Genomic DNA, 20,902 nt, shown 5'->3' with positions numbered 1-20,902 from the left:
TCGGCTCCGTCATCCTGCTGGCCCTGCTCCTGCCCTACACCTCCTACCAGGCAGGGGTCAGCCCGTTCGTGACGTTCTTCGGCTCCATCGGCATCGAAGGCGTGGACGTCATCATGAACCTCGTGGTCCTCACCGCAGCCCTGTCCTCACTGAACGCCGGGCTCTACTCCACCGGCCGGATCCTGCGCTCCATGTCCGTGAACGGCTCCGCCCCCAAGTTCGCCTCCCGCATGAACAAAGCCGGCGTCCCCTACGGCGGCATCGCGATCACCGCCGCCGTGTCCCTGCTCGGGGTCCCGCTGAACTACCTCGTCCCGGCCGACGCCTTCGAAATCGTCCTCAACGTCGCCTCCGTAGGCATCATCATGACCTGGGCCACCATCGTCCTCTGCCAGATCCAACTCAAACGCTGGGCCGACAAAGGCTGGCTGGAACGGCCCAGCTTCCGCATGTTCGGCGCCCCCTACACCGGCTACCTCTCCCTGCTCTTCCTCGTCGGCGTGCTGGTGATGGTGTTCATCGACTCCCCCCTGACCATGCTCGTCACCGGCATCGCCTCAGCACTCATGGTGGCCGGCTGGTTCGCCTGCCGCAAACGCATCCGCGAAATCGCCGAAACCCGCAAGGGCTACACCGGCACCGCCCCCGTCATCGCCAACCCGGCGGCAGACACCTTCAAGAGATAGCCGGCAGGGCGTACGACGGCGGCACCCGGGTTCCGGAATGATCCGAACCCAGGTGCCGCCGTCGTGGTTTAACGCCTGCCGCGGCTCACTTGGCTGGCTTCACCACCATCGCCGAGCCGCCGCCCCGCCTGGCAGGCTCGGCCACGGCCAGCACACCGCCTGATGGCAGGAACTCAATGGCGGTGGCGGCGCCGATCTCCGCCGCCGAACTGCCTGGCGGGCCGGCAGCCGTGAACTTATGGCCGAACGGGGCCAGGCCCGGGCCGTACCTGTCGATAAAGCCCTGTTCCGCGCTCACCGACGCCGTGTTCCGCTGGGCGGCACGGGGTGCGGCCACGGCGTCGAGGAGGCCCATCTTGAGATCGATCCTGTTGATCAGGGTCTGCAGGACAGTGGTGATGATGGTGGAACCGCCCGGTGAGCCAAGGGCCAGGAACGGCTTGCCATCCCTGAGCACGATGGTGGGCGACATGGACGACCGCGGACGCTTGCTCGGCTGGATCCGGTTGGGATCTTCCTCATCAAAGACGGTGGAGAAGTCGGTGAGTTCGTTGTTCAACAGGAAGCCCCGGCCCGGAACCACAATCCCGGACCCGCCGGTCTGCTCAATGGTCAGGGTGTACTCCACCACGTTGCCCCACTTGTCGGACACCGTGAGGTTGGTGGTGGAGATGTTCTCCGTATCAGTGTCATTGGCCAACGGGACCGGCGGTGTGGTGCAGGCGCCGTCGTAGGACAAAACATTGCCCGGTTGCACGGGTTTGACGGCGGCCTGGAGCGGATTGAGCTGGCAGGCGCGTTCCTTGCCGAAGACCGGGTTGAGGAGCGCTGCGGTGGGAACCGGCACAAAGGCGGGATCGCCCACATACTCGGCGCGGTCCGCAAACGCGAGCGCGCTTGCCTCCAGGTAATGGTGCAGGACTGACGGCCGGGCTTGTGCAGTGGCCGGCAAATCGAAGCCGGACAGGATGTTCAGCGCCTCACCCACCGTGGTGCCGCCGCTGCTGGAGGGTGCCATGCCGTGGACGTCATAGCCGCGGTAGCTCACCTTGGTGGCTGCCTGGTCAATTGCCCGGTAGTTGGCCAGGTCCGCCACCGTCATGGAGCCTGGCGGAACCGGCAGCTCCGTGTCGGCAGCTTTGGGTGGGGCCTGGACCGTGGCCGCAATCTCCCCGGCGAGCGGGCCGGTGTAGAAGGCGCCGGTTCCCTGCCGGGACAGCAGCCGGTACGTCTCCGCGAGGTCCTTGTTCCTGAACACCGACCCCACCACCGGAAGCTGTCCGCCCGGAAGGAACAGCTCTGCAGTGGCAGGGAACGCTTCAAAGCGGGCCTGGTTGTCCTCGGTCTGCTTGCGGAAGGTGCCGTCGACGACGAAGCCCCGGGTGGCCACCTTGATGGCGGGCTTCAGGGCCTCGGCCAGGCTGACGGTGCCCCAGCGCTCCAGCGCACGTTCCCAGGTGGCGGGCGTTCCGGGCACACCCACCGAAACGCCGCTGGTCACCAGGTCCGGGCTGAAGGTGTAGGGCCCGCCGGTGGCCGGATTGATGAACGCGTCACTGCGGATCCCCGCGGGCGCAGTCTCCCGGCCGTCGATGGTGCCCACCTTCCCGGTGGCCGCGTCATAAAACACAAAGTAGCCGCCGCCGCCAACACCGGCGCTGTACGGCTCCGTGACGCCCAGCGTCGCTGCTGCCGCAACCGCCGCGTCGGCCGCGTTGCCCCCTTTGCGGAGGACCTCGATGGCCGCCGCGGACGCTTCGGGATCTACGGTGCTGACGGCACCGCCGGATCCGGTGGCGGTGGCGCTCCGGTCCGTTTGCCGGGGATCGGCAGCGGCCGGCGTCATGATGGCACCTGTGGTTACGCTCATTGCCAGCACAGCCGTAATGGCTGCGGCCCGGCGTCCCGGATGTGGCATGGTTGCTCCTAACGGGGTGGGTGAGGTGCGCCACACCTTACTCCCGCGCCACGTTCAGTTCAACGACGAACCTCCCGGAGGAACAGCATGACCAACTGGCGGATCAGGGATTTCCACTCTGCTGACCTGGACGGCATCCTGCACCTGTGGGAGACCCTCAAGGCCCACAACGTGGAGCCGGTGTACGCCCTGTCCGAGGTCCTGGCCTCCTGCGAAAAGGACCATGCCGTGGTGGCGGTACAGGGCGAACAGGTGGTGGGTGCCGCGGTGGGCCGCGCTGCGCACGACCAGGGCTGGATCGTTTTCCTGGCCACCCTGCCCGAATACCGCGGGCGGGGCATCGGCACCTCCCTGCTTGCCGCCGTCGAGAACCGGATGGCGCCCCACGGGCTCAACAAGCTGTCGGCGTTGATGCCCGAATCCGAAACCCGCGTGGAAGCATTCCTGAGCCGCGGCTTCGCATTAAAGAAGAACCTGCGCTATTTCGAGCGGACCATTCCGGTGCAGCGGCAGGAACTTGGCGCCCTGGGCCAGCTGGGCGGCCGCATCCTGGCCCGGGACCTCTGGGAGAACGTCGCCGGCATGCGCAAGGAAAAGGAACTACTCGAACGCAGGCTGGTGCTGCCGTTGGCCGAGGCTGACCTGGCGGACGAGTTCGGTGTGGTGCCGCCGCGCGCAGTGGTCCTCTTCGGCCCGCCCGGCACGGGCAAAACCACGTTTGCCAAGGCCATCGCGTCCCGGCTGGAGTGGCCGTTTGTGGAGGTCTTCCCGTCCCGGCTGGCCGCCGATCCCCAGGGCCTGGCTGGCGCCCTGCGGGAGACTTTCCTCGAAATCGCGGAGCTGGAACACGCCGTGGTGTTCATCGACGAGGTGGAGGAGATCGCCTCGCAGCGTTCCGGCGAGCCCCCCTCGCCCCTGCAGGGCGTCACCAACGAGCTCCTGAAGATCATCCCGGCCTTCCGCGAACAGCCCGGCCGGCTGCTGGTGTGCGCCACCAACTTCATCCGGGCCCTGGACACGGCGTTCCTGCGGCATGGGCGGTTCGACTACGTCATCCCCATCGGGCTGCCCGACCGGCAGGCGCGCACTGCCATGTGGCAGCGCTTCATCCCGGCCGCAGTGGTGGACACCGTGGACGTGGAGCTGCTGGTGGAACGCACGGAGGGCTTCTCACCGGCGGACATCGAATACGCTGCCCGCAGCGCCTCCCAGCGGGCACTGGAAAAAGCAGTGTACGACGACGGCGGGCTGGCAACCGGTGGCGGCGCGGCCGCCCGGGCGGCAGTACGCCGTGGTCCAGCCACCCAGGATTACCTGGACGCCATCGGGGACACCCGCACCACCGTCAGCGCCGAGGTACACGAGGACTTTCTGGTCGACATCAACGCTTTGGGACGGGTCTGACCCGGCTATCTTTGAACCATGTCTTCAAACCCCCTCCGGCACGCCCTTTCCCGCATGGGTGGCCGTGATCCGCACGAGCAGCACCGGGCCGCCACACCTCTGGAACTTTTCTTTGACCTGACCTTCGTCATTGCCTTTGGCGTGGCCGGAAGCCAGCTGGCCCATGAGGTGGCGGAGGGCAAATTCGTACCCGGCCTGCTGGGGTTTTCCTTCGCCATGTTTGCGGTGATCTGGGCGTGGATCAACTTCACCTGGTTCGCCAGCGCCTACGACACCGACGACTGGATCTTCCGGGTGGTGACCATGGTGCAGATCGTGGGTGTCCTCATCCTGACCATGGGCATCGAGCCGATGTTCCACTCGCTGGTGGAAGGCGAGCATGTGGAGAACCGCGTGATGGTGGCCGGATACGTGCTGATGCGGCTGGCGCTGGTGGCCCAGTGGCTCCGGGCCGCCCGGCAGGACCCTGCCCGCCGGGAAACGTGCCTGCGCTACGCGAAGTACCTGGCAATAGTTCAGGTGGGGTGGATCGCCCTATTGCTGGTGGAGACGGACGTGGCCACCACCTTTATGCTGACCATCCCGCTGGTTGTGCTGGAAATGGCCACCCCGTACGCGGCGGAACGGAAAAGCCGGACACCCTGGCACGCCCACCACATCGCTGAACGCTACGGCCTGCTGGCCATCATTGCGCTGGGCGAATGCCTGATCGGCGCCATCGAAACGCTCCGGGCCATTGTGGCAACCAACGGCTGGAGCATGGACGCCGCCCTGGTGGGCTTCGGCAGCACAGCACTGGCCTTCGGAATGTGGTGGGTCTACTTTATGCTTCCGGCCGGCCGCGCCCTGCACGTCCGCAGGCACCGCTCCTACCTCTTCGGCTACGGCCACATCCCCATCTTCGCCGCCATCGCCGCGGCCGGCGCAGGCCTCCACGTGGCTGCCTACTACATCAACCACGAGGCACACGTTGATGCCGCGGTGGTCATTGCCAGCATTGCCATCCCGGTTGCCGTGTTCAAGACTGCCCTGACGTGGCTCTACAGCGTCATGATGAAAAGCGCCGACAAAACCATCCTGGCCGTGACCGCGGGCGTGCTGGTGTTGCTCGCCGCCAGCATTGGCATGGCTGCAGCGGGAGTACCGGTCACCCTGTGCCTGCTGCTGATTGTCCTGGCCCTCGCCGGTTCCGTGGCAGTTGATGAGTTGCGGGCTTCAGGCCGCATCCACGCCGCCCTGGAAAAGCTGGAGGCGGAGGCTACCGCTCCCCGTCCGCGATAGGATTTCCGTCCGCGTCCAGGTGCGGGCCCGCCTGGTCGTAGGACAGGTTTTCGTAGTCCGTGGCGTCTTCCTCATCCAGGCGGTCGTCCAGCTCTTCAAGCAGCCACGGGTTGACCCGGGCCAGGATCAGGCGGATGTCTTCTGTTGGCACCGCGGCGTACAGGACGGGCCGGGCATCCAGGTACTTGGTGACCGGGGGCTTGTCCGGCCATTTGTCAGCAAGCGCCTTGACCCGTTCCGGCAACGAGTTGTGGGCGTTGTCGGCGATCTTGACCAGGGCCGCGTCGGGGTCCCCGGCGATGTCGCGGATCACCGCTGCGTAGTCGTCCGGGTCGTCGTGCAGCCGCGTGGTGACGCGTTCGACGATGTTGACGGCCCGTTCCGGTACCCCCATTTCCAGCAGCGCCTGACGGGTGACGGGGGTGTCCTCGGCAATGTCGTGCAGGTACCCCGCGATCCGGATGTCGTCGTCGAAATCCGCCAAGGCGTCCCCCACCGCCAGGACGTGCTCCCGGTAGGGCCGCTTGAGCTTGTCCTTCTGCCGGTTGTGCGCCACCTCCGCCAGAACCCTGGCGGTGTCGACGGTAAAGCGGGGCATGGACTCTTCGGGCTGTTGGTCTTGCATGGAACCAGCCTATGGGACGGGGCTACTGCTTGCCGTACTTGCGGTGCACAGCCTGCTTGCTCACACCCAGGCACACGGCAATCGCCTCCCAGGACAGGCCCGCCTGCCGAGCGTTCCGGACCAGCGATGACTCCGTCCTGTTGACTTCCTTCCGCAACTCGGCCACGGCGTTCAACGCCGCCGCCGGCCCCATCCCGTCCATTGATCCGACCAATGTCTTCATCCGGTCCACCTCCATACCGTCAACATTAGTTGACGGACGCGGCATCGTCAACCAAGGTTGACGGAGGGCGGACCCTGTGGCCGCCAGATCCACGGCTGCCGGGACAGGCGGTCCGGATCAAAGGCCCCCAGGGCGTTGCCCAGCGGCCCCGGTGGCAGCTCCAGGGAGGACAGGATGGAGTCCCGCACGGAATCCGCGGGGACGCCGCCGGCCGCCAGGTCCGTCAGGGTCACAGCACCGTCGCGCTTGGCCAGCCGCACTCCCTGGCCATTGAGCACCAAGGGGACATGGACATATTCCGGAACGGGAATATTCAAGAGGGACGCGAGGTAGGCCTGGCGCGGAGTTGATGGGAGCAGGTCGTCGCCGCGGACCACTTGGTCGATCCCCTGCTCGGCATCGTCCACAACCACTGCCAGGTTATAGGCGGTGACGCCGTCATTGCGGCGCAGGACAAAGTCGTCCACGACGCCGGTAAAGTCCCCGTGCAGCCGGTCGTGGACCATGATGGCCGAAACTCCGGCGCGCAACCTGATGGCAGCCGGGCGCATGGCGCGCTTTTCGGCCCGCTCAGGGCCCATAAGGTTCCGACAGGTGCCCGGATAGGCGCCCTGCGGCGCGTGCGGCGCAGACGGCGCCTCCTGGATTTCCCGCCGGGTGCAAAAACACTCATACGTCAGTCCAGCCGCCTCAAGTCCATCCAGGGCAGCAGCATAAAGCGCTCCGCGGTCCGTTTGCCGGACTGCAGCGCCGTCCCAGGTCAGTCCCACGGCAGCCAGATCCCTCAACTGCGCCGCTTCGGACCCCGCCCGGGCCCGGTCCAGGTCCTCCACGCGCAGCAGGAACTTCCGGCCCGTGGACCTGGCGAAAAGCCAGGCCAGGACTGCCGTGCGCAGGTTGCCCACATGCAGGTCACCCGAAGGGCTGGGAGCAAAGCGGCCGGCGGAATCCATGGTTCAAGCCTATGCGGAAGGGCATCGCCGGTCCGCACAGGCTGCGCAGCCGCGTTCCCGCTGCATAGCCCCATCTCGACCGCACAGCCGCACCTCGACCGCACAGCACAAGGGCCCCTCAGCTACCGATGCTCCGGTGACCGGACGTCGGTGGCTCAGGGGCCCTTGCCGTGGGCGGCGCGGAGAGACGATGCGTGAACAAGAGTCAATCAGCGGGCGGCCTCCTTGCGGGAAGCGGATCCAGCGCGTCCGGGTGGTGTGTGCCGGAAGGCCGTCAGCCTGCGGGTTTGGCGGTAGCCGCTGCCCTGTTGCCACTATTTCAGCAAGAGACCTACAGTTGGTGCAAGAGGCTGGCTTATCCTTGATCAGATTGACCAATAAGCACACAGTCGACCGGCAGGAGTTGAACAGATTGCAGGAACTTGATGCAACGGACCGGCGGATCCTCCGGGCCCTGGATGCTGACCCGCGGGTTCCCATCATGGTGCTGGCACAGAAACTGGGCCTGGCGCGCGGCACGGTGCAGTCCCGGCTGGAGCGCATGGGCGCTTCCGGCGCGCTGCGGCCCAACAGCAGCCGCGTCCTTCCGGGGGCGCTGGGGCGCGGGGTGGCGGCCGCCGTGAGCGCAGAGCTGGACCAGAGCCACCTGAACGAAGCCATCGACGCCCTGCGCAGGATCCCGGAGGTCCTGGAATGCCACGCGCCCGCCGGGGACACAGACCTGCTGATCCGTGTGGTGGCCACCAGCCCTGACGATCTCTACCGGGTATCGGAGGAAATCCGACTGTGCCCGGGCATTGTGCGCACCTCCACCAGCATGTTCCTGCGCGAAGTCATTCCCTACCGCACCACCGGGCTGCTGGCGGACTGAGCGCGGGGACGGGGACATCTCCCCATCGCCGCCTGCCCCCATCCCGGTTAAGCTTGCACGGAACATCCAATCGGGGGTAGGCATGACGGGCACTTTCTACGGCGGCGACGTGGCGCAGCTCCGGCGACTCGCCAGGGACCTCGCGGGTGGAGCGACCCGGCTCGAGGCCCTGTGCCGGCAGCTCAGCACCACTGTGGGCACCGGCGCCTGGAAAGGCCGCGACGGCGACCGCTTCCGCAGCGACTGGACGGGAACGCATGTAAAGCTGCTGCGCTCCGCCACGGCCGGACTGGAAGCAGCGGCCAAGGCCGTCCTGGCCAACGCCGATGAGCAGGAGAAGGCCAGCACCGGCGGGAACGGCGGATCCGGCGGCCCGCAGGGAACCGGCCCAGCCGACGCCAAGGCGCAGGAGCTGACCAACACCCTGGCGGCCATGACGCCCGCCGAACGGCAGGCCTACCTGCAGAGCCAGGAATTCCGGGACTGGGCCTTGGCCAACCCCGCTGCAGCGAAAGCTGCCATGGATGCTGCCGCCGATTCGGGCCTGATCTCCAAAAACTCGCCGGAGTACGCCGCGTTCCTCAGCGACTACTGGAACCACCAGGCAATGCTGGACATGGGCATCGACCCTGCCAGCTGGGACACCGCCCTGGGCACCGAACCGAACTGGGAAACCATCAGGAGCGTCTACGACTTCTACGGGCAGGCCTACCTGGCCAACCCGGACCTGCAATGGGCGGGAATGGCCAACATGATCGGCCCTTCCTTCGCCGGCGGATTCCGGGACATGGCGATGCTGCGCGACCTGGCCCAACAGATCGCGGACAACCCGGTCTCGGACATCCCGCTGCCCATCCTGGATCAGATCGAGGACCTCGCGGGGATGACCGACGAGGAGATCCGCTTTTATGAAACCAGCATGCTGGACATGAACAAGGAAATCTTCCTGGACCAGGCCCGGCAGCACCAGGCCTACCTGGACGGCGGACTGGCCGAGATCAACCGGCTCCGCGATTCCGGCGCCATCGATCCAGGCACCGCCGCGGCCTGGGCAGACATCGATTCCGGTGATCCAGGCCGCGTCCAGGAAGGAAACACCTCCCTGCTCTACCGCGAGCAAAACGAGATCATCGCCGATGACTACGACGCCATGAGCAACCATCCCGGTGGGGAAGCCGTGACCTACCTGGTGACCCTGGCCGGCGAACCGTCCATCCCCGGCGCCCGGAGCTATCCCGAGGTCTTCCCGTACACCTTCAGCGTGGAGAGCCCTGGAACGCAGAAAATCCCCTTCACCAACTGGGACAACCCCACCCAGTTCCGCACCGACTTCACCACGGGCTTCCCGGACGGCAACATTGCCAACGCCGACCAGCGCTGGGAGCTGATCCGCCATGACACCCTCCCCGCCTACCAGGACCTGCTGGCCACGGATCCGGACCGGGCCGCGCAGATCATCGGCTCGGACTTCGATGACCGGGTGGAGCAGTACCGGCCCATCAACAACATCCCAGGCATCATGGACCGGTTTGTGGACGGCTTCGGGGCGGAGGTCCACCAATGACGGCCACCCGCACAACCGGAGCCCGGCCGCACCGGCGAGGCACCGCCGTCGTCCGCCTGCTCCTGCCCGTACTGGCACTTGGCCTGACGCTGGGCGGCTGCCAGGCCGCTCCACCCACCTCCACCGACCCGACCTCACAGGGGAGCACCGTGACAACCTCAGAATTCTCCACCCTCGACGCCGCCGGCGTGGCCACCATCCGCGAGTCGAAGGCCGCGCGGCTGGACATGAGCTCCGGCCGGCTGGAAAAATCGGCCGTCAACGTCACGGACGACAGTTACGGCCCGGAGATCAACACCCGCGACGCCGGGAAAATCAGCCTGTCCATCACGGCGCCCAACGGGGAGGTCTCCGGCGAAACGGACCGGATCCGCTTCAACACCACCGGCAGCCGCCCCGACTTCAGCGAGGTCACCTACTTCCTCACGGCGGACTCGGCAGCCGACTACTTCAGCCTGGTCCGCGATGGGGTCCGGCGCTACGGCATCGACAGCGGCTCGGCGGAGCGGTGGATCAGCAGCGCCGAGGCTGCCCCGGATGCCAAAAGCGACTTCTCCCTGACATCCGGAAACGCCACGGGGCTGGAAATCACCTACGACCTCAGGTACGACGGCGGCGCAGGCACCAGGGTGATCATCGTCCACGTCCTGCCGGCAGGCTGAGCCCGTCCCGGCAGCTGCCTAGACCGGCGGCCCGGCGTTGGATTTGAGGTTCTTCATCACCAGCGTGGAAGTCAGCCGCTCCACGCCCGGCAGGGACGTCAGTTCAGCATCGTAGAACCGCTGGTATGCCGGCAGGTCGGCCGCGATGACCTTCAACAGGTAGTCCGGCGAACCAAAGAGCCGCTGGGCCTCCACCACGTTGGGGTTTGCTGCCACCCGGCTCTCGAAGATCTCCATGGTGGCCCGGTCCACTTGGCGGAGGGTGACAAACACAATCGCTTCGAACCCCAGGCCCACAGCGGCCGGGTCCACGTCCGCCTTGTAACCGCGGATCACACCTGAGCGCTCCAGGTCACGGAGCCGGCGGTGGCACGGCGCCACGGTCAGGCCCACCTTCGCGGCCAGCGCCGTGGCCGTCATCCGGCCATCCTCCTGCAGGTGGCGCAAAATATTCCTGTCAATATGGTCAATCACGCAATAAGCGTACTGTCGCGGCGTCCATCAGGGCTAAAACCGGACAGCACTTATGGCGCGATCTTTCCTAAAGTTTCTCCTGTGAACCCCCAACTGTTTCTTGCGTTTGTGCTGGTGGCTGCCGCCCTGGCCTGCACCCCCGGCGTGGACTGGGCCTACTCCATCACGGCCGGCCTGCGGCAGCGCAGCTTTGTCCCCGCGGTGGCCGGGCTGTGCAGCGGATATGTCCTGCACACCGTCCTGCTGGTGGCCGGCCTCGCGGTGGTGCTGACCGGCATGCCCGGTGTGCTGGCCTGGCTGACCCTGGCCGGCGCCGGCTACCTGATCTGGCTGGGCGCCGGCACCATCAGGTCCTGGCGCGGTGCGAGCTTCGCAGCGGCGGACGCCGGCGGCGGTACCAGGCTGCGGACATTCCTGCAGGGCATGGGCACCAGCGGCATCAACCCCAAGGGACTGCTCTTCTACGTGGCACTGGTGCCGCAGTTTGTCAGCGCAGACGCCGCCTTGCCCGTCCCGGTGCAGTCCGGGGTGCTGGGCATGACCTTTGTCCTCCTGGCCGGACTGGTGTACACGGCGGTGGCGCTGCTCTCGCGAACGCTGCTGCACAGCAGGCCCGGGGCCGCCAGGGTGGTGACCCTGACCAGCGGGATCATCATGCTGGTGCTGGGTTCGGTACTCGTGGCCGAACAGGTCCTGCCGCTGGCCGCAGGACTTTAGTCCCCCGTATCGCCGCCCAGCCGTTCCCATTCCTGCTTCCAGATCCGGCGGGAATCCTGGTCGCGCCGGATCCGTTCCTGCTCGTCGATGTCCCGCCGGCCTGGCGTTTCGGAGGGTTTCCGCAACCATTCCCTGGGGGACATCCCGCGGCGGCTGATTTCGATGACCAGCGCTGCGCGGTCCGCCATGGCATCGTTGCGAAGGACCATGGCCGTGCCCCGCCGCCGCAGGACTTCGGAGATGGCGTCCTGGGCCTCGTCCAGCCAGCCCTCCCGGCGCAGGGCCCGGGCCCGCACCAGCAGCAGGGCAGCAGACAGGTCGTCCTCGTTCAGCAGGCCTTCCGTCCAGGCGATGACCGCGCCGGTCCGGCCCAGCGTCAGGGCCAGGGAACTGCGGGCCAGTGCCGAGGGAAGCGACGGCGGAAGCCAGCTGACAGCATGCAGCGCATCCTCCAGGCGCCCGGTCTCCCGCAGCGCATGCGAGAGGGCCAGCAGCACCGATTCCTCGCTGAACAGGACCGGCACCTCGACTTTTTCCGCCACCTCGACGCGGGTGACCACCCGCGAAAGGTACGTAACGGCGTAGTGGTTGGCGTCGTCGTCGTTCCGAAGGTCGAATCCGCGGCGCAGCAGTTCCGAGGCGCGCCGGTAGCCGGCATTCCGGTAGGACTGGAGGCCCGCCATCAAATGGCTCAGGCCGGCCCAGCCGGGATGGTCCCGGGCCAGGGCAAGGAGCCGGTCCGGCCGCCCTGAGGCGTAGACGGCCTGGTGGAAGGTTTTAGCGGTCCGGGATTCGCGCCGGCCCAACCGCGGGATGTCCCCTTCGACGGCCAGGGGGGCGGAGTCGCGGACGCCCAGCATGCCCGAGAGCAGTCCGCCCACGCTGTCCGTCAGTCCGCGGACGGGCGTCCATAACTGGGCTGTGCCGAACGGCGTGAGGTCGCGGGTGTCCTGATAGATCGGTTTGGCATCCCCAACGGTCATGGTTCCATGCTATCCAAGGAGCTGGGTGCCCGGGGCGGGGCCCTTGGACCGTTCCATGAACCACTCGGTGAACGCCGCTGCACGGCCGGATCCGTCCATCCGTACCACCCAGAGGTTCTCGTAACTGGGACCCTCCACGTAAACGGTGACCCCTTGGACGAAGGCAGTGGCGCCGTCCGTACCCAGCAGCTCCCAGGTGAAGGACCAGGCCCCGGGCTCGTCCCTGGCGGCGAGCCACCTGTCGGTGATCTCCTGCCGCCCCCGCCACGGGTCCGGATCGTGGGGGCGCGTCTCGTAGACCGCGTCCCCGGTGAAAAGGCCGCCGATGTCTTCAGGCCGGTTGCTGGCCCACGCCGATTGGTAACGCTCCATCCACGCCGCGATGTGTCCGGCGGCCATCGTGCTTTCCGTCATCCATCCGTTCTACGCCGGGCGCCGCGGCCCGGCAAGTGCCTAGCCGTTGACTGCGGCCACCCATACGCCGATCACCCAGGTGCTGGCTGCGAGCGCGGCCAGGCCGAACTCCACCAGCATGCCCAGGCCGGTGGCTTTCAGGGCAGCCCAGCTGCCGGCCGCGGCGGTCCGGAAGTGCCGGGTCCTGAACAGTTCGCTGACCAGCAGCCCGGCGGCGAAACCAACAAACAGGCCCACCACCGGAATGACGAACATGCCCACCACCGCTGCCGCCAGGCCGGCCATGATGCTGCGGCCGGGAATGGCGTGCTGCCTGAGCTTGCGCCCGGTCAGGACGGCGCTGGCCGCCATGCCGGCCACCACAAACAGCATGCCTACCGCAAAAACCACCCACCCGGCCGTGCCGGCGCCGCCCCAGACGGCCCAGGCCAGGAGGCTGGCGCCAATCAGGATGCTGCCCGGCAGGACCGGGATGATGGTGCCTGCAACGCCTACCGCAATGGCCAGGCCGCACAGGATGGTCACGAGGGTTTCCGGGCTCATGCCCCCAGTTTATGGCCGGGAAACTAGCCGGCTTCCACCGCGGCGGCGACGGCGGCTGTCACGGCCGGGGCAACCCGGGGATCCAGCGGGCTCGGAACGATGTAGTCGACGGCCAGGTCCGCCGCGGCCAGGTCTGCGATGGCCCGGGCCGCGGCCAGCTTCATGGCCGGCGTGATCCGGCGGGCGCCGGCATCCAGCGCACCGCGGAAGATCCCCGGGAACGCCAGGACGTTGTTGATCTGGTTGGGGAAGTCACTGCGCCCGGTGGCCACCACGGCTGCGTACTTCACGGCGACTTCGGGGAGGACTTCCGGGTCCGGGTTGGAAAGGGCAAACACGATGGAGTCCCGGTTCATCAGGGCCAGGTGGGTTTCGTCCAGCTTGGAGGAGGAAACGCCGATGAAGACATCCGCGCCGGCGAGGGCTTCGGCCGGGCCGCCTTCCACCCCGCGGGGGTTGCTGCGGCCGGCGATCTCCGCCTTCTTGCCCGCGGCTCCGGCAAGGTCCGGCCGAGCGCTGTTGACAACGCCGCGGGAGTCCAGCAGGACCACATCGGTGACGGCCGCGGAGAGCAGGATTTCGGCGACGGCGATGCCGGCCGCCCCGGCGCCGGACACCACAACGCGCAGTTGACCAAGTTCGCGGCCGGTGACTTTGGCGGCATTGGTCAGTGCGGCCAGGGCCACCACTGCTGTGCCGTGCTGGTCATCATGCATCACAGGGCAGTCCAGGGCTTCGATGAGCTTCTCCTCAAGCTCGAAGCACCGGGGCGCCGCGACGTCCTCGAGGTTCACGGCACCAAAGCTGGGGCGTAGCCGGACCAGGGTCTCCACGATCTCGTCAACATCGGTGGTGTTCAGCACCAGCGGGATGGAGTCGAGGTCGCCGAAGGTCTTGAACAGGGCGGATTTGCCCTCCATCACGGGGAGCGAGGCGCTGGGGCCGATGTTGCCCAGGCCCAGGACGGCGGTCCCGTCGCTGACCACAACCACCAGCCGCTCGGCCCAGGTGAGGGTGCGGGCCAGTTCCGGATTCCTGTGGATGGCCCGGCTGACCTCGGCCACGCCGGGGGTGTAGGCGATGGACAGGTCCCGCTTGTTGGTCAGCGGCACCGTGCTGGTGATAGAGAGCTTGCCACCCCGGTGGGCGTCGAAGATCTCGGCCTCGGTCAGGTCTGTGGCTGCGGAATTGTCGATGGCTGTGGCTGCGTCAATGGACACGTCGTTGTCTCCTGGTCTGCCGTGGGCGCACGGCATGGGGGCTCCGGCCCGGGCGGGCGGGGCGCAGGTGATGGGTGCGGCGGGCCCTGGGGTGCGGGTCCGGAAGTCTGCAGAACCCGGAACGGCAAGGGATGGATCCTCCCGGCCGCTCCGTTACTCCATGCTAGGCAACGGGAGGACGCTGAATGGTCTTCCGCGCTGCCAAACACACCTCGGGGGCCACATTTGGGACTTAAGTGACGGTTATCACGGCATTATGGATGATTTATTTCCGGATTGGTCTAGACCGGTTACGCCGTCCGAGGCAGGGTGAGGCCGGTGTCGACGGCCGGAGCCAGGCGCGCGCAGGCCTTCTTCAGGTCTTCCTCCGCCTCGAAGAGGGACAGCCGGCGGTTCCGCACGGACTGGACCAGACCGGTGATGGCGGGGAGCAGCAGCCGGGCGGTGGTGGCATCCCCGCCGGCATCAATAATGAGTTTCCCTGCGAGCGAGTCCGTGTCCTGCAGCAGGGCGGTGGTGTCCAGCTCCGGAAGGTAGACGCCACGGACCAGGCACTGCTCCACGGCGGGCTGCATCACGCGCAGGTGGAAGACTTCCATCACCGCACCGGTCAGCATCCGGCCGCCCCGGCGTGCCGATGGCTTGGGCGCGGCGGCCCGCAGCTCCCCCAGCTGGTGCCGGTAAAGGGCGAGCATCAGGTGGGTGGGGGTGGGAAAATAGCGGCACACGGTGCCCAGCGGAACGTCCGACCTTTCCGCCACCTCAGGAAGGTCCACGGCGTCCAGGCCTTTGCGCGCGGGGCCGGCAGCAGCATCGAGGATGCGCAGGTACCGCAGGCGTTGCCGCGGGGCAGAAGGCATTTCAGCCATGGGCGGATGGTCTGGAGTGGTCTCAGGCATCAATATTCCGGGGTTGTGTGTGGCGGTGCAGCAGCACGGAGCGTCCCCATCACGTGCCGCCTGCGATCCGCTTCAACTATACGGCAGGGTAACTTTCCGGGTTCAGTCCACGGTGTTGATGCGGCTCAGTCCACGTTTTTGATTTTGAGGACAAACACGGCACCCAGCAGGCCGATCACAGCCGCCGTGCTGAACAGCGTGACGTAGCCGCCGAATTGACGCACCGAAAGATAGGCAACGAGCGGCGCCACCATCTGGGGCAGCGAGTTGGCAATATTAATAACGCCCATGTCCTTGCCCCGGTCCACGGCGAAGGGCAGGACCTGGGTCAACAGGGCAAAGTCCACGGCCAAATAGGCCCCGAACCCGATCCCCAGGACGGCGGCACCGGCGAGCGCGCCGGGCCAGACCGGGAAAAACGCCATGATGGCGCCCGCCATCGCGATGATGATGGATGATCCGATGACGAACGGCTTCCGCCTGCCCACCCGGTCGCTCCAGGGTCCGGCGATGACTGCGGTGATCATGACCATCACCGCGTAAATGCCCGTCAGGACCAGGACGCCGGTGGCGGGATCCTGGTGGCCAATGACGTCGCGGAGGAAAAACAGGAGGTACACGATGGTCAACTGGTTGCCCACATTGACCAGGAAGCGGGTGAGCCAGGCCCAGGCAAAGTCGGGGTACACAAAAGGGCTGATATAGAAGCCCTTGATGAAGGTGCGCGGCCGGAAGGCCCGGAGCCCTGCCGCGGGCAGGGGTGGATCGTTCCGGTGGAAGATGTAGGGCAGCACCGAGAGCAGCAAGGCGGCCGCGCACAGCCAGTACCCCACCATGTAGTTTCCGGTGACCACAGCTCCGAAGACAGCGCCGGTCAGGATTCCCAGGGTCTGGCCCATGGCGGCAAGCCCGCCCACACCACCGCGCTGCTTGAGCGGCACCCTGTCCGGGACGGCGGCGGTGATGGCCGCGTACGCGGCATTGGCGCCAAGCTGGACCAGGCACCAGAAAAGCACCATCATGGCCACGGTGACGGCACCTGACATGGCCAGCAACGCCGCGGTGGCCAGGATGGCACCGGCCAGCACCCACGGGGCGCGGCGGCCAAAGCGGGACGTGGTGCGGTCCGAGAAGGCGCCGAACAGCGGGTTGGCCACCAGGGACACGGCTGCGCCGCAGCCAGTGACCAGTGAAAGGATGGCTTCCTTGCTGGGCGCGTCAATGGCGATGGCCTGCTGGCCGATGAAGATGTTGATGGGGCCAAAGAACGCGGCATTGATGCCCACATTCACCAGGACCAGGCCCGTCACCCACCGGGCAGTGACCTTCTGCGTGGGTTCCGACAGCGCTGCCGCTGCAGAAGGCAGCGCCGTAGCATCAGCCGCGGCAGGATCCGGCGGCGCGGAAGGGTCGGACGGGCTCATGATGGTGCTCTCCTGACAGGGGCGGCGGGTCGGAAAATCAGACTATCGTGGGCGGTAGCGGGCCGTTTGTCATACGGCCTGGAATTTCAGCGTCAAGCCAGGCATCGAGGAGAACACCATGAGCGAAGCAGCCACGCCAGGGGCGGGTACCGGCGTCAACACCGCGGATCTTTATGACGAGCGCGGCGACGAACTGGCGTCCGTGGCGCTGCAGTTCCAGTCCCTGGGCGGCCGCACCCACTTCAGCGGTCCCGTGCGGACTGTCCGGTGTTTCCAGGACAACGCCCTGGTCAAGTCCACCCTGGCCACTCCGGGCAACGGCGCGGTGCTGGTAGTGGACGGCGGCGGCTCGCTGGGCACGGCGCTGATGGGGGACATGATTGCCGAAAGCGCTGTTGCGAACGGTTGGGCCGGCGTCGTGATCAACGGGGCGATCCGTGACCGCGCGGCAATCTCGGAACTGGACCTGGGCGTCAAGGCACTGGGCAGCAACCCGAAAAAAAGTGCCAAGGCCGGCGCGGGTGAAGTGGATGTTGAAGTGGTCATCGACGGCGTGACGTTCCGGCCGGGTGCCACTGTATGGTGCGATCCGGACGGCATCCTCGTCGCCCCCTGACGCGGAGGTCCGGAAAGTTTTTTTCCGTCACGGGAAGAAATGCGGGAGTAAGATAGTTACTGAAAGCAACTATCAATGCTGCATCCCCCTTTTACTTCCTGGAGACCCCATGTCCAAAGCCACCACGGCGCGCCCTGCCGGCGAAGCGCTGACCCAGCGCCAGATTGTCACCGTGATGGTGGGATTGATGCTGGGCATGTTCCTGGCATCCCTGGACCAGACCATCGTGTCCACGTCCATTTACACCATCGCCAACGACCTGGACGGGCTCTCCCTCCAGGCGTGGGCCACCACCGCGTACCTGATCACCTCCACCGTCACCACCCCCCTCTACGGCAAGCTGAGCGACATTTTCGGCCGCCGGCCGCTGTACCTGGCAGCGATCGTGATCTTCCTGGTGGGCTCCCTCTACGCGGGTTCGGTGCACTCGATGACCGAACTGGCGATCGCCCGCGGCGTCCAGGGACTGGGCGCCGGCGGCCTGCTGGCACTGGCGCTGACCATCATCGGCGACATCGTTTCCCTCAAGGACCGGGCCAAGTACCAGGGCTACTTTATGTCCGTCTTCGGCATCTCCTCGGTGCTGGGTCCCGTGGTGGGTGGCGCGTTTGCCGGCTCGGCCAACATCCTGGGCTTTGACGGCTGGCGCTGGGTGTTCTTCATCAACCTGCCCATCGGCCTGGCCGCGCTCACCGTGGTGTTCCTGTTCCTCCACCTGCCCGCCAAGCACGTCAAGCAGAAGATCGACTACTGGGGCGCAGCCGCCATCACGCTGGCCATCGTCCCGCTCCTGTTGGTGGCCGAGCAGGGCCGCAGCTGGGGCTGGGCGTCCGCCAATTCGTTCCTTTGCTACGGGCTGGGGGTTGCCGGGATCGTGTGGTTCATCCTGGCCGAAAAGCGGGCCGGCGACTACGCACTGATCCCGCTGCGGCTGTTCCGGAACGCCACATTCGGCCTCTCCTCGCTGCTGAACTTCATCATCGGCATCGGCATGTTCGGCGCCATCGCCATGCTCCCCATGTACCTGCAGCTGGTCAAGGGCCTCACCCCCACCGAAGCCGGCCTGATGATGATCACGTTCACCGTGGGCATCCTCACCGGTTCCATCACCGCCGGACGGACCATCTCGGCGTCGGGCACATACCGGATCTTCCCCATCCTGGGCACGGCCATCCTCACGGCGTCCGCCCTGGTGATGGGAACGGTCCTGGGCGTGGACACCGGCCTCTGGGTGCCCGGCCTGATCGCTGTGTTCTTCGGCATGGGCCTGGGCTTCTGCATGCAGCCGCTGACTCTTGCCATGCAGGTTTCCGTCCCGGCCAGGGACATGGGCGTGGGAACGTCTTCCGCTGCGTTCTTCCGGTCCATGGGCGGCGCAGTGGGCACTGCAGTGTTCATCTCCATGCTGTTCAGCGTGGCGGCCGGCCGGATCGCGGACGGCATGAAGTCCGCCATGGGCAGCGCCGACTACCAGGCAGTCCTGAAGGACCCGGCGGTGGCCGCGGACCCCGCCAACGCCAAACTCTACGAGTTCTTCCAGAACGGCGCCTCCAACGACTCCCTGAACGACACCAGCTGGCTGCACACCGCCAACAGCGTCCTCACCCGCCCCATCACCGAAGGTTTCGCCTACGCGATCGACGCCGTGATGCTGACCGCGGCCGTCCTGACCGGCATTGCGTTCCTCATCAGCTTCGCCCTGCCCAACAAGAAACTGACGGATCCCAAGGCGGCCCGCGAATCGGCAGCAGCGCACTAGCGCAGCAGCCGGGCCGGGGCGGGGAGCAGGGTGCCCGCGGACCCCGGCAAACGGGTCCGGAGTGGAACAGGGGGCCGGGGCGTGGAACACTGTTCCCTGTGCTCCGGCCCTGACCGCCGCACCCGCAGCCGACGACGTCCGCGCCACACACCTCCATCCCAACAACCCAGGGAGCACCATGCCCACTGACCAGGAGCAGTCAAACGCCAAAATCCCGCGGCGGGTGATCTGGCTGGCGCTCGCAGGCGCAGTGGGCGGATTCCTGTTCGGCTTCGACTCGTCCGTGGTCAACGGTGCCGTGGACGCAATGAAGGATGAATTCGCGCTGTCCGAGGCCGTCACCGGGTTCGCCGTGGCCATCGCCCTCCTGGGCTGCGCCGTGGGCGCCTACCTTGCCGGTAAGGTGGCGGACCGCTACGGCCGCATCCCCGCCATGAAGCTGGGCGCACTGCTCTTCCTGGTCAGCGCCATCGGCACCGGGTTCGCCTTCAGTGTCTGGGACCTGGTCTTCTGGCGCCTGGTGGGCGGCCTGGGCATCGGCCTGGCGTCAGTGATCGCGCCGGCGTATATCTCCGAGATCTCCCCCCGCAAGGTCCGCGGCCGGCTGGCCTCGCTGCAGCAGCTGGCCATCACCACCGGCATTTTTGCCGCACTGCTTTCCGACGCACTCTTCGCCAACACCGCCGGCGGCGCCGACCAGCCCTTCTGGCTGGGAATCGAAGCCTGGCGGTGGATGTTCCTGGCCGCAGCCGTTCCGGCCGTTGTGTACGGCTGGGTGGCCTTCACGCTTCCCGAGTCACCGCGCTTCCTGGTGTTCCTGGGCAAGGAGGACGAGGCCCGCAAGGTGTTCGGCACCATTGCCCCCGCCGAGGATACCGACCGGCAGATCCGGGAAATCCGGGATGCCATCGAAGAGGACAAGCTGGCCGGCCAGAAGGGCTCGCTGCGCGGAAAGACCTTCGGCCTGCAGGCAGTGGTCTGGGTGGGTATTACCCTGTCCGTGCTGCAGCAGTTCGTGGGCATCAACGTGATCTTCTACTACTCCACCACGCTCTGGAAGGCGGTGGGCTTCCGCGAGGAGGACTCCCTCACCATCTCCGTGGCTACGGCTGTCACCAACATCCTGGTGACCCTGGTTGCCATTGCCCTGGTGGACCGGATCGGCCGCCGCCCCATTCTGCTGACCGGTTCCATCGGCATGGCGGTCTCCCTGGGCACCATGGCCCTAGCGTTCTCCTCGGCCACCGGTTCTGGTGAAGACATCACCCTGCCCGGCGCCTGGGGGCCGGTGGCACTGGTGGCCGCCAACATCTTTGTGGTCAGCTTCGGCGCCTCCTGGGGACCGCTGGTGTGGGTGCTGCTGGGCGAGATCTTCCCGTCCCGGATCCGGGCCCGCGCCTTGGGTGTGGCGGCAGCAGCGCAGTGGGTGGCAAACTTCGCCATCACCCTCAGCTTCCCGGTCATGGCAGCCGGCTCGCTGCCGCTGACCTACGCCATGTACGCACTGTTCGCGGCGGCGTCCTTCTTCTTTGTGATGTTCAAGGTCCCGGAGACCAACGGCATGTCGCTGGAGCAGGCGGAAACCCTGTTTGTGGCCAAGGGCTCCAAAAAGGGCTGATCCCCCGGCCCTCATCCTCCCGGCGTCATCCTTCCGGCGGCGTCCCCG

Annotated in this window: 20 protein-coding genes and 1 pseudogene; 10 read left to right on the top strand and 11 right to left on the bottom strand. The window is 66.8% G+C overall.

Features of this window, described 5'->3' with window-relative positions; all coding sequences use genetic code 11:
* A pseudogene (locus tag QRN07_RS14315) lies at positions 1-686 on the top strand (amino acid permease); the annotation flags it as partial.
* 85 nt (positions 687-771) lie between these two features.
* On the opposite strand, the gene ggt reads toward QRN07_RS14315, so the two are convergent.
* Positions 772-2,604 carry a gamma-glutamyltransferase gene (gene ggt / locus QRN07_RS14310; RefSeq protein WP_056599127.1) on the bottom strand — a complete coding sequence of 611 codons (1,833 nt, stop codon included), beginning with the start codon at positions 2,602-2,604 and terminating at the stop codon, positions 772-774.
* Positions 2,605-2,691: 87 nt separating this feature from the next.
* On the opposite strand from ggt, the gene QRN07_RS14305 reads away from it, so the two are divergent.
* Together QRN07_RS14305 and QRN07_RS14300 are read left to right on the top strand one after the other, a co-directional pair.
* Complete coding sequence (locus tag QRN07_RS14305) at positions 2,692-4,008, top strand: ATP-binding protein (protein ID WP_050683575.1); 1,317 nt, start codon at positions 2,692-2,694, stop codon at positions 4,006-4,008.
* An 18-nt stretch (positions 4,009-4,026) separates the two neighbouring features.
* Complete coding sequence (locus QRN07_RS14300; RefSeq protein ID WP_056599130.1) at positions 4,027-5,289, top strand: low temperature requirement protein A; 1,263 nt, start codon at positions 4,027-4,029, stop codon at positions 5,287-5,289.
* Here QRN07_RS14300 and QRN07_RS14295 read toward each other — a convergent pair.
* From QRN07_RS14295 to gluQRS, 3 genes are read right to left on the bottom strand one after another with little or no spacing between them, the layout of a single operon-like run.
* Entirely contained in the window at positions 5,267-5,914 is a 648-nt protein-coding gene (locus QRN07_RS14295) for an HD domain-containing protein (protein ID WP_056599133.1), read from the bottom strand. The two genes, QRN07_RS14300 and QRN07_RS14295, sit on opposite strands and share 23 nt — an antisense overlap.
* 22 nt (positions 5,915-5,936) lie before the next feature.
* The gene (locus QRN07_RS14290) at positions 5,937-6,137 is read right to left on the bottom strand and encodes an AsnC family protein (protein ID WP_235504714.1); all 201 of its coding nucleotides are present in this window, start codon (positions 6,135-6,137) and stop codon (positions 5,937-5,939) included.
* A 47-nt stretch (positions 6,138-6,184) separates the two neighbouring features.
* Entirely contained in the window at positions 6,185-7,090 is a 906-nt protein-coding gene (gluQRS, locus tag QRN07_RS14285; RefSeq protein WP_056599138.1) for a tRNA glutamyl-Q(34) synthetase GluQRS, read from the bottom strand.
* A 412-nt stretch (positions 7,091-7,502) separates the two neighbouring features.
* Between gluQRS and QRN07_RS14280 the strand changes: the two genes are divergently transcribed.
* The 3 genes from QRN07_RS14280 to QRN07_RS14270 all read left to right on the top strand — a co-directional run bounded on the left by QRN07_RS14280 (position 7,503) and on the right by QRN07_RS14270 (position 10,187).
* Complete coding sequence (locus QRN07_RS14280; RefSeq protein ID WP_050683579.1) at positions 7,503-7,961, top strand: Lrp/AsnC family transcriptional regulator; 459 nt, start codon at positions 7,503-7,505, stop codon at positions 7,959-7,961.
* An 82-nt stretch (positions 7,962-8,043) separates the two neighbouring features.
* Positions 8,044-9,525, top strand: a complete 1,482-nt coding sequence (locus tag QRN07_RS14275) for a WXG100 family type VII secretion target (RefSeq protein WP_285241354.1) — start codon at positions 8,044-8,046, stop codon at positions 9,523-9,525.
* Complete coding sequence (locus QRN07_RS14270; protein ID WP_056599145.1) at positions 9,522-10,187, top strand: hypothetical protein; 666 nt, start codon at positions 9,522-9,524, stop codon at positions 10,185-10,187. Before QRN07_RS14275 ends, QRN07_RS14270 begins: the two co-directional genes overlap by 4 nt.
* Positions 10,188-10,205: 18 nt before the next feature.
* Here QRN07_RS14270 and QRN07_RS14265 read toward each other — a convergent pair whose 3' ends face one another.
* The gene (locus QRN07_RS14265; protein ID WP_082178095.1) at positions 10,206-10,661 is read right to left on the bottom strand and encodes an Lrp/AsnC family transcriptional regulator; all 456 of its coding nucleotides are present in this window, start codon (positions 10,659-10,661) and stop codon (positions 10,206-10,208) included.
* Between the two features lie 81 nt (positions 10,662-10,742).
* On the opposite strand from QRN07_RS14265, the gene QRN07_RS14260 reads away from it, so the two are divergent.
* Positions 10,743-11,378: a LysE family translocator gene (locus QRN07_RS14260; protein ID WP_050683582.1), complete on the top strand. Its 636-nt coding sequence runs from the start codon at positions 10,743-10,745 to the stop codon at positions 11,376-11,378.
* Here QRN07_RS14260 and QRN07_RS14255 read toward each other — a convergent pair.
* The 6 genes from QRN07_RS14255 to QRN07_RS14230 all read right to left on the bottom strand — a co-directional run bounded on the left by QRN07_RS14255 (position 11,375) and on the right by QRN07_RS14230 (position 16,861).
* Positions 11,375-12,361 carry a hypothetical protein gene (locus tag QRN07_RS14255; RefSeq protein ID WP_285241353.1) on the bottom strand — a complete coding sequence of 329 codons (987 nt, stop codon included), beginning with the start codon at positions 12,359-12,361 and terminating at the stop codon, positions 11,375-11,377. The two genes, QRN07_RS14260 and QRN07_RS14255, sit on opposite strands and share 4 nt — an antisense overlap.
* A gap of 9 nt (positions 12,362-12,370) precedes the next feature.
* Positions 12,371-12,775: a nuclear transport factor 2 family protein gene (locus QRN07_RS14250; protein ID WP_285241352.1), complete on the bottom strand. Its 405-nt coding sequence runs from the start codon at positions 12,773-12,775 to the stop codon at positions 12,371-12,373.
* A gap of 39 nt (positions 12,776-12,814) precedes the next feature.
* Positions 12,815-13,318 carry a DUF456 domain-containing protein gene (locus QRN07_RS14245; RefSeq protein ID WP_285241351.1) on the bottom strand — a complete coding sequence of 168 codons (504 nt, stop codon included), beginning with the start codon at positions 13,316-13,318 and terminating at the stop codon, positions 12,815-12,817.
* 23 nt (positions 13,319-13,341) lie between these two features.
* A complete protein-coding gene (locus QRN07_RS14240) occupies positions 13,342-14,538 on the bottom strand; it encodes an NAD(P)-dependent malic enzyme (RefSeq protein ID WP_285241350.1) in 1,197 nt (398 codons plus the stop codon).
* 290 nt (positions 14,539-14,828) lie between these two features.
* Positions 14,829-15,437, bottom strand: coding sequence for a TetR/AcrR family transcriptional regulator (locus tag QRN07_RS14235; RefSeq protein ID WP_050683587.1), 609 nt, complete (start codon positions 15,435-15,437; stop codon positions 14,829-14,831).
* Positions 15,438-15,562: 125 nt separating this feature from the next.
* Positions 15,563-16,861 (bottom strand): MFS transporter, encoded by a 1,299-nt coding sequence (locus QRN07_RS14230; protein WP_050683588.1) that lies wholly within the window; start codon positions 16,859-16,861, stop codon positions 15,563-15,565.
* A 118-nt stretch (positions 16,862-16,979) separates the two neighbouring features.
* On the opposite strand from QRN07_RS14230, the gene rraA reads away from it, so the two are divergent.
* From rraA to QRN07_RS14215, 3 genes are all read left to right on the top strand, one after another.
* Positions 16,980-17,477, top strand: coding sequence for a ribonuclease E activity regulator RraA (rraA, locus tag QRN07_RS14225; protein WP_050683589.1), 498 nt, complete (start codon positions 16,980-16,982; stop codon positions 17,475-17,477).
* A 109-nt stretch (positions 17,478-17,586) separates the two neighbouring features.
* A complete protein-coding gene (locus tag QRN07_RS14220; RefSeq protein WP_050683590.1) occupies positions 17,587-19,236 on the top strand; it encodes an MDR family MFS transporter in 1,650 nt (549 codons plus the stop codon).
* Between the two features lie 178 nt (positions 19,237-19,414).
* A complete protein-coding gene (locus tag QRN07_RS14215) occupies positions 19,415-20,854 on the top strand; it encodes a sugar porter family MFS transporter (protein ID WP_050683631.1) in 1,440 nt (479 codons plus the stop codon).
* The last annotated feature ends 48 nt before the right edge of the window (positions 20,855-20,902 follow it).

Source organism: Pseudarthrobacter sp. MEB009 (genome assembly GCF_030208875.1).
Classification (GTDB): domain Bacteria; phylum Actinomycetota; class Actinomycetes; order Actinomycetales; family Micrococcaceae; genus Arthrobacter.
The sequence above is the reverse complement of the archived record's forward strand: the minus strand, read 5'-3'. Positions and strand labels throughout refer to the sequence as shown.

Bases quoted from the DNA above. Each gene is read 5' to 3' on its own strand.
- QRN07_RS14215 (WP_050683631.1), top strand. From the start codon at position 19,415: ATGCCCACTGACCAGGAGCAGTCAAACGCCAAAATCCCGCGGCGGGTG.
- QRN07_RS14270 (WP_056599145.1), top strand. From the start codon at position 9,522: ATGACGGCCACCCGCACAACCGGAGCCCGGCCGCACCGGCGAGGCACC.
- QRN07_RS14305 (WP_050683575.1), top strand. From the start codon at position 2,692: ATGACCAACTGGCGGATCAGGGATTTCCACTCTGCTGACCTGGACGGC.
- QRN07_RS14245 (WP_285241351.1), bottom strand. From the start codon at position 13,318: ATGAGCCCGGAAACCCTCGTGACCATCCTGTGCGGCCTGGCCATTGCG.
- QRN07_RS14250 (WP_285241352.1), bottom strand. From the start codon at position 12,775: ATGACGGAAAGCACGATGGCCGCCGGACACATCGCGGCGTGGATGGAG.
- QRN07_RS14220 (WP_050683590.1), top strand. From the start codon at position 17,587: ATGTCCAAAGCCACCACGGCGCGCCCTGCCGGCGAAGCGCTGACCCAG.
- QRN07_RS14295 (WP_056599133.1), bottom strand. From the start codon at position 5,914: ATGCAAGACCAACAGCCCGAAGAGTCCATGCCCCGCTTTACCGTCGAC.
- QRN07_RS14275 (WP_285241354.1), top strand. From the start codon at position 8,044: ATGACGGGCACTTTCTACGGCGGCGACGTGGCGCAGCTCCGGCGACTC.
- rraA (WP_050683589.1), top strand. From the start codon at position 16,980: ATGAGCGAAGCAGCCACGCCAGGGGCGGGTACCGGCGTCAACACCGCG.
- QRN07_RS14255 (WP_285241353.1), bottom strand. From the start codon at position 12,361: ATGACCGTTGGGGATGCCAAACCGATCTATCAGGACACCCGCGACCTC.
- QRN07_RS14290 (WP_235504714.1), bottom strand. From the start codon at position 6,137: ATGAAGACATTGGTCGGATCAATGGACGGGATGGGGCCGGCGGCGGCG.
- QRN07_RS14230 (WP_050683588.1), bottom strand. From the start codon at position 16,861: ATGAGCCCGTCCGACCCTTCCGCGCCGCCGGATCCTGCCGCGGCTGAT.
- QRN07_RS14235 (WP_050683587.1), bottom strand. From the start codon at position 15,437: ATGCCTGAGACCACTCCAGACCATCCGCCCATGGCTGAAATGCCTTCT.
- ggt (WP_056599127.1), bottom strand. From the start codon at position 2,604: ATGCCACATCCGGGACGCCGGGCCGCAGCCATTACGGCTGTGCTGGCA.
- QRN07_RS14300 (WP_056599130.1), top strand. From the start codon at position 4,027: ATGTCTTCAAACCCCCTCCGGCACGCCCTTTCCCGCATGGGTGGCCGT.
- gluQRS (WP_056599138.1), bottom strand. From the start codon at position 7,090: ATGGATTCCGCCGGCCGCTTTGCTCCCAGCCCTTCGGGTGACCTGCAT.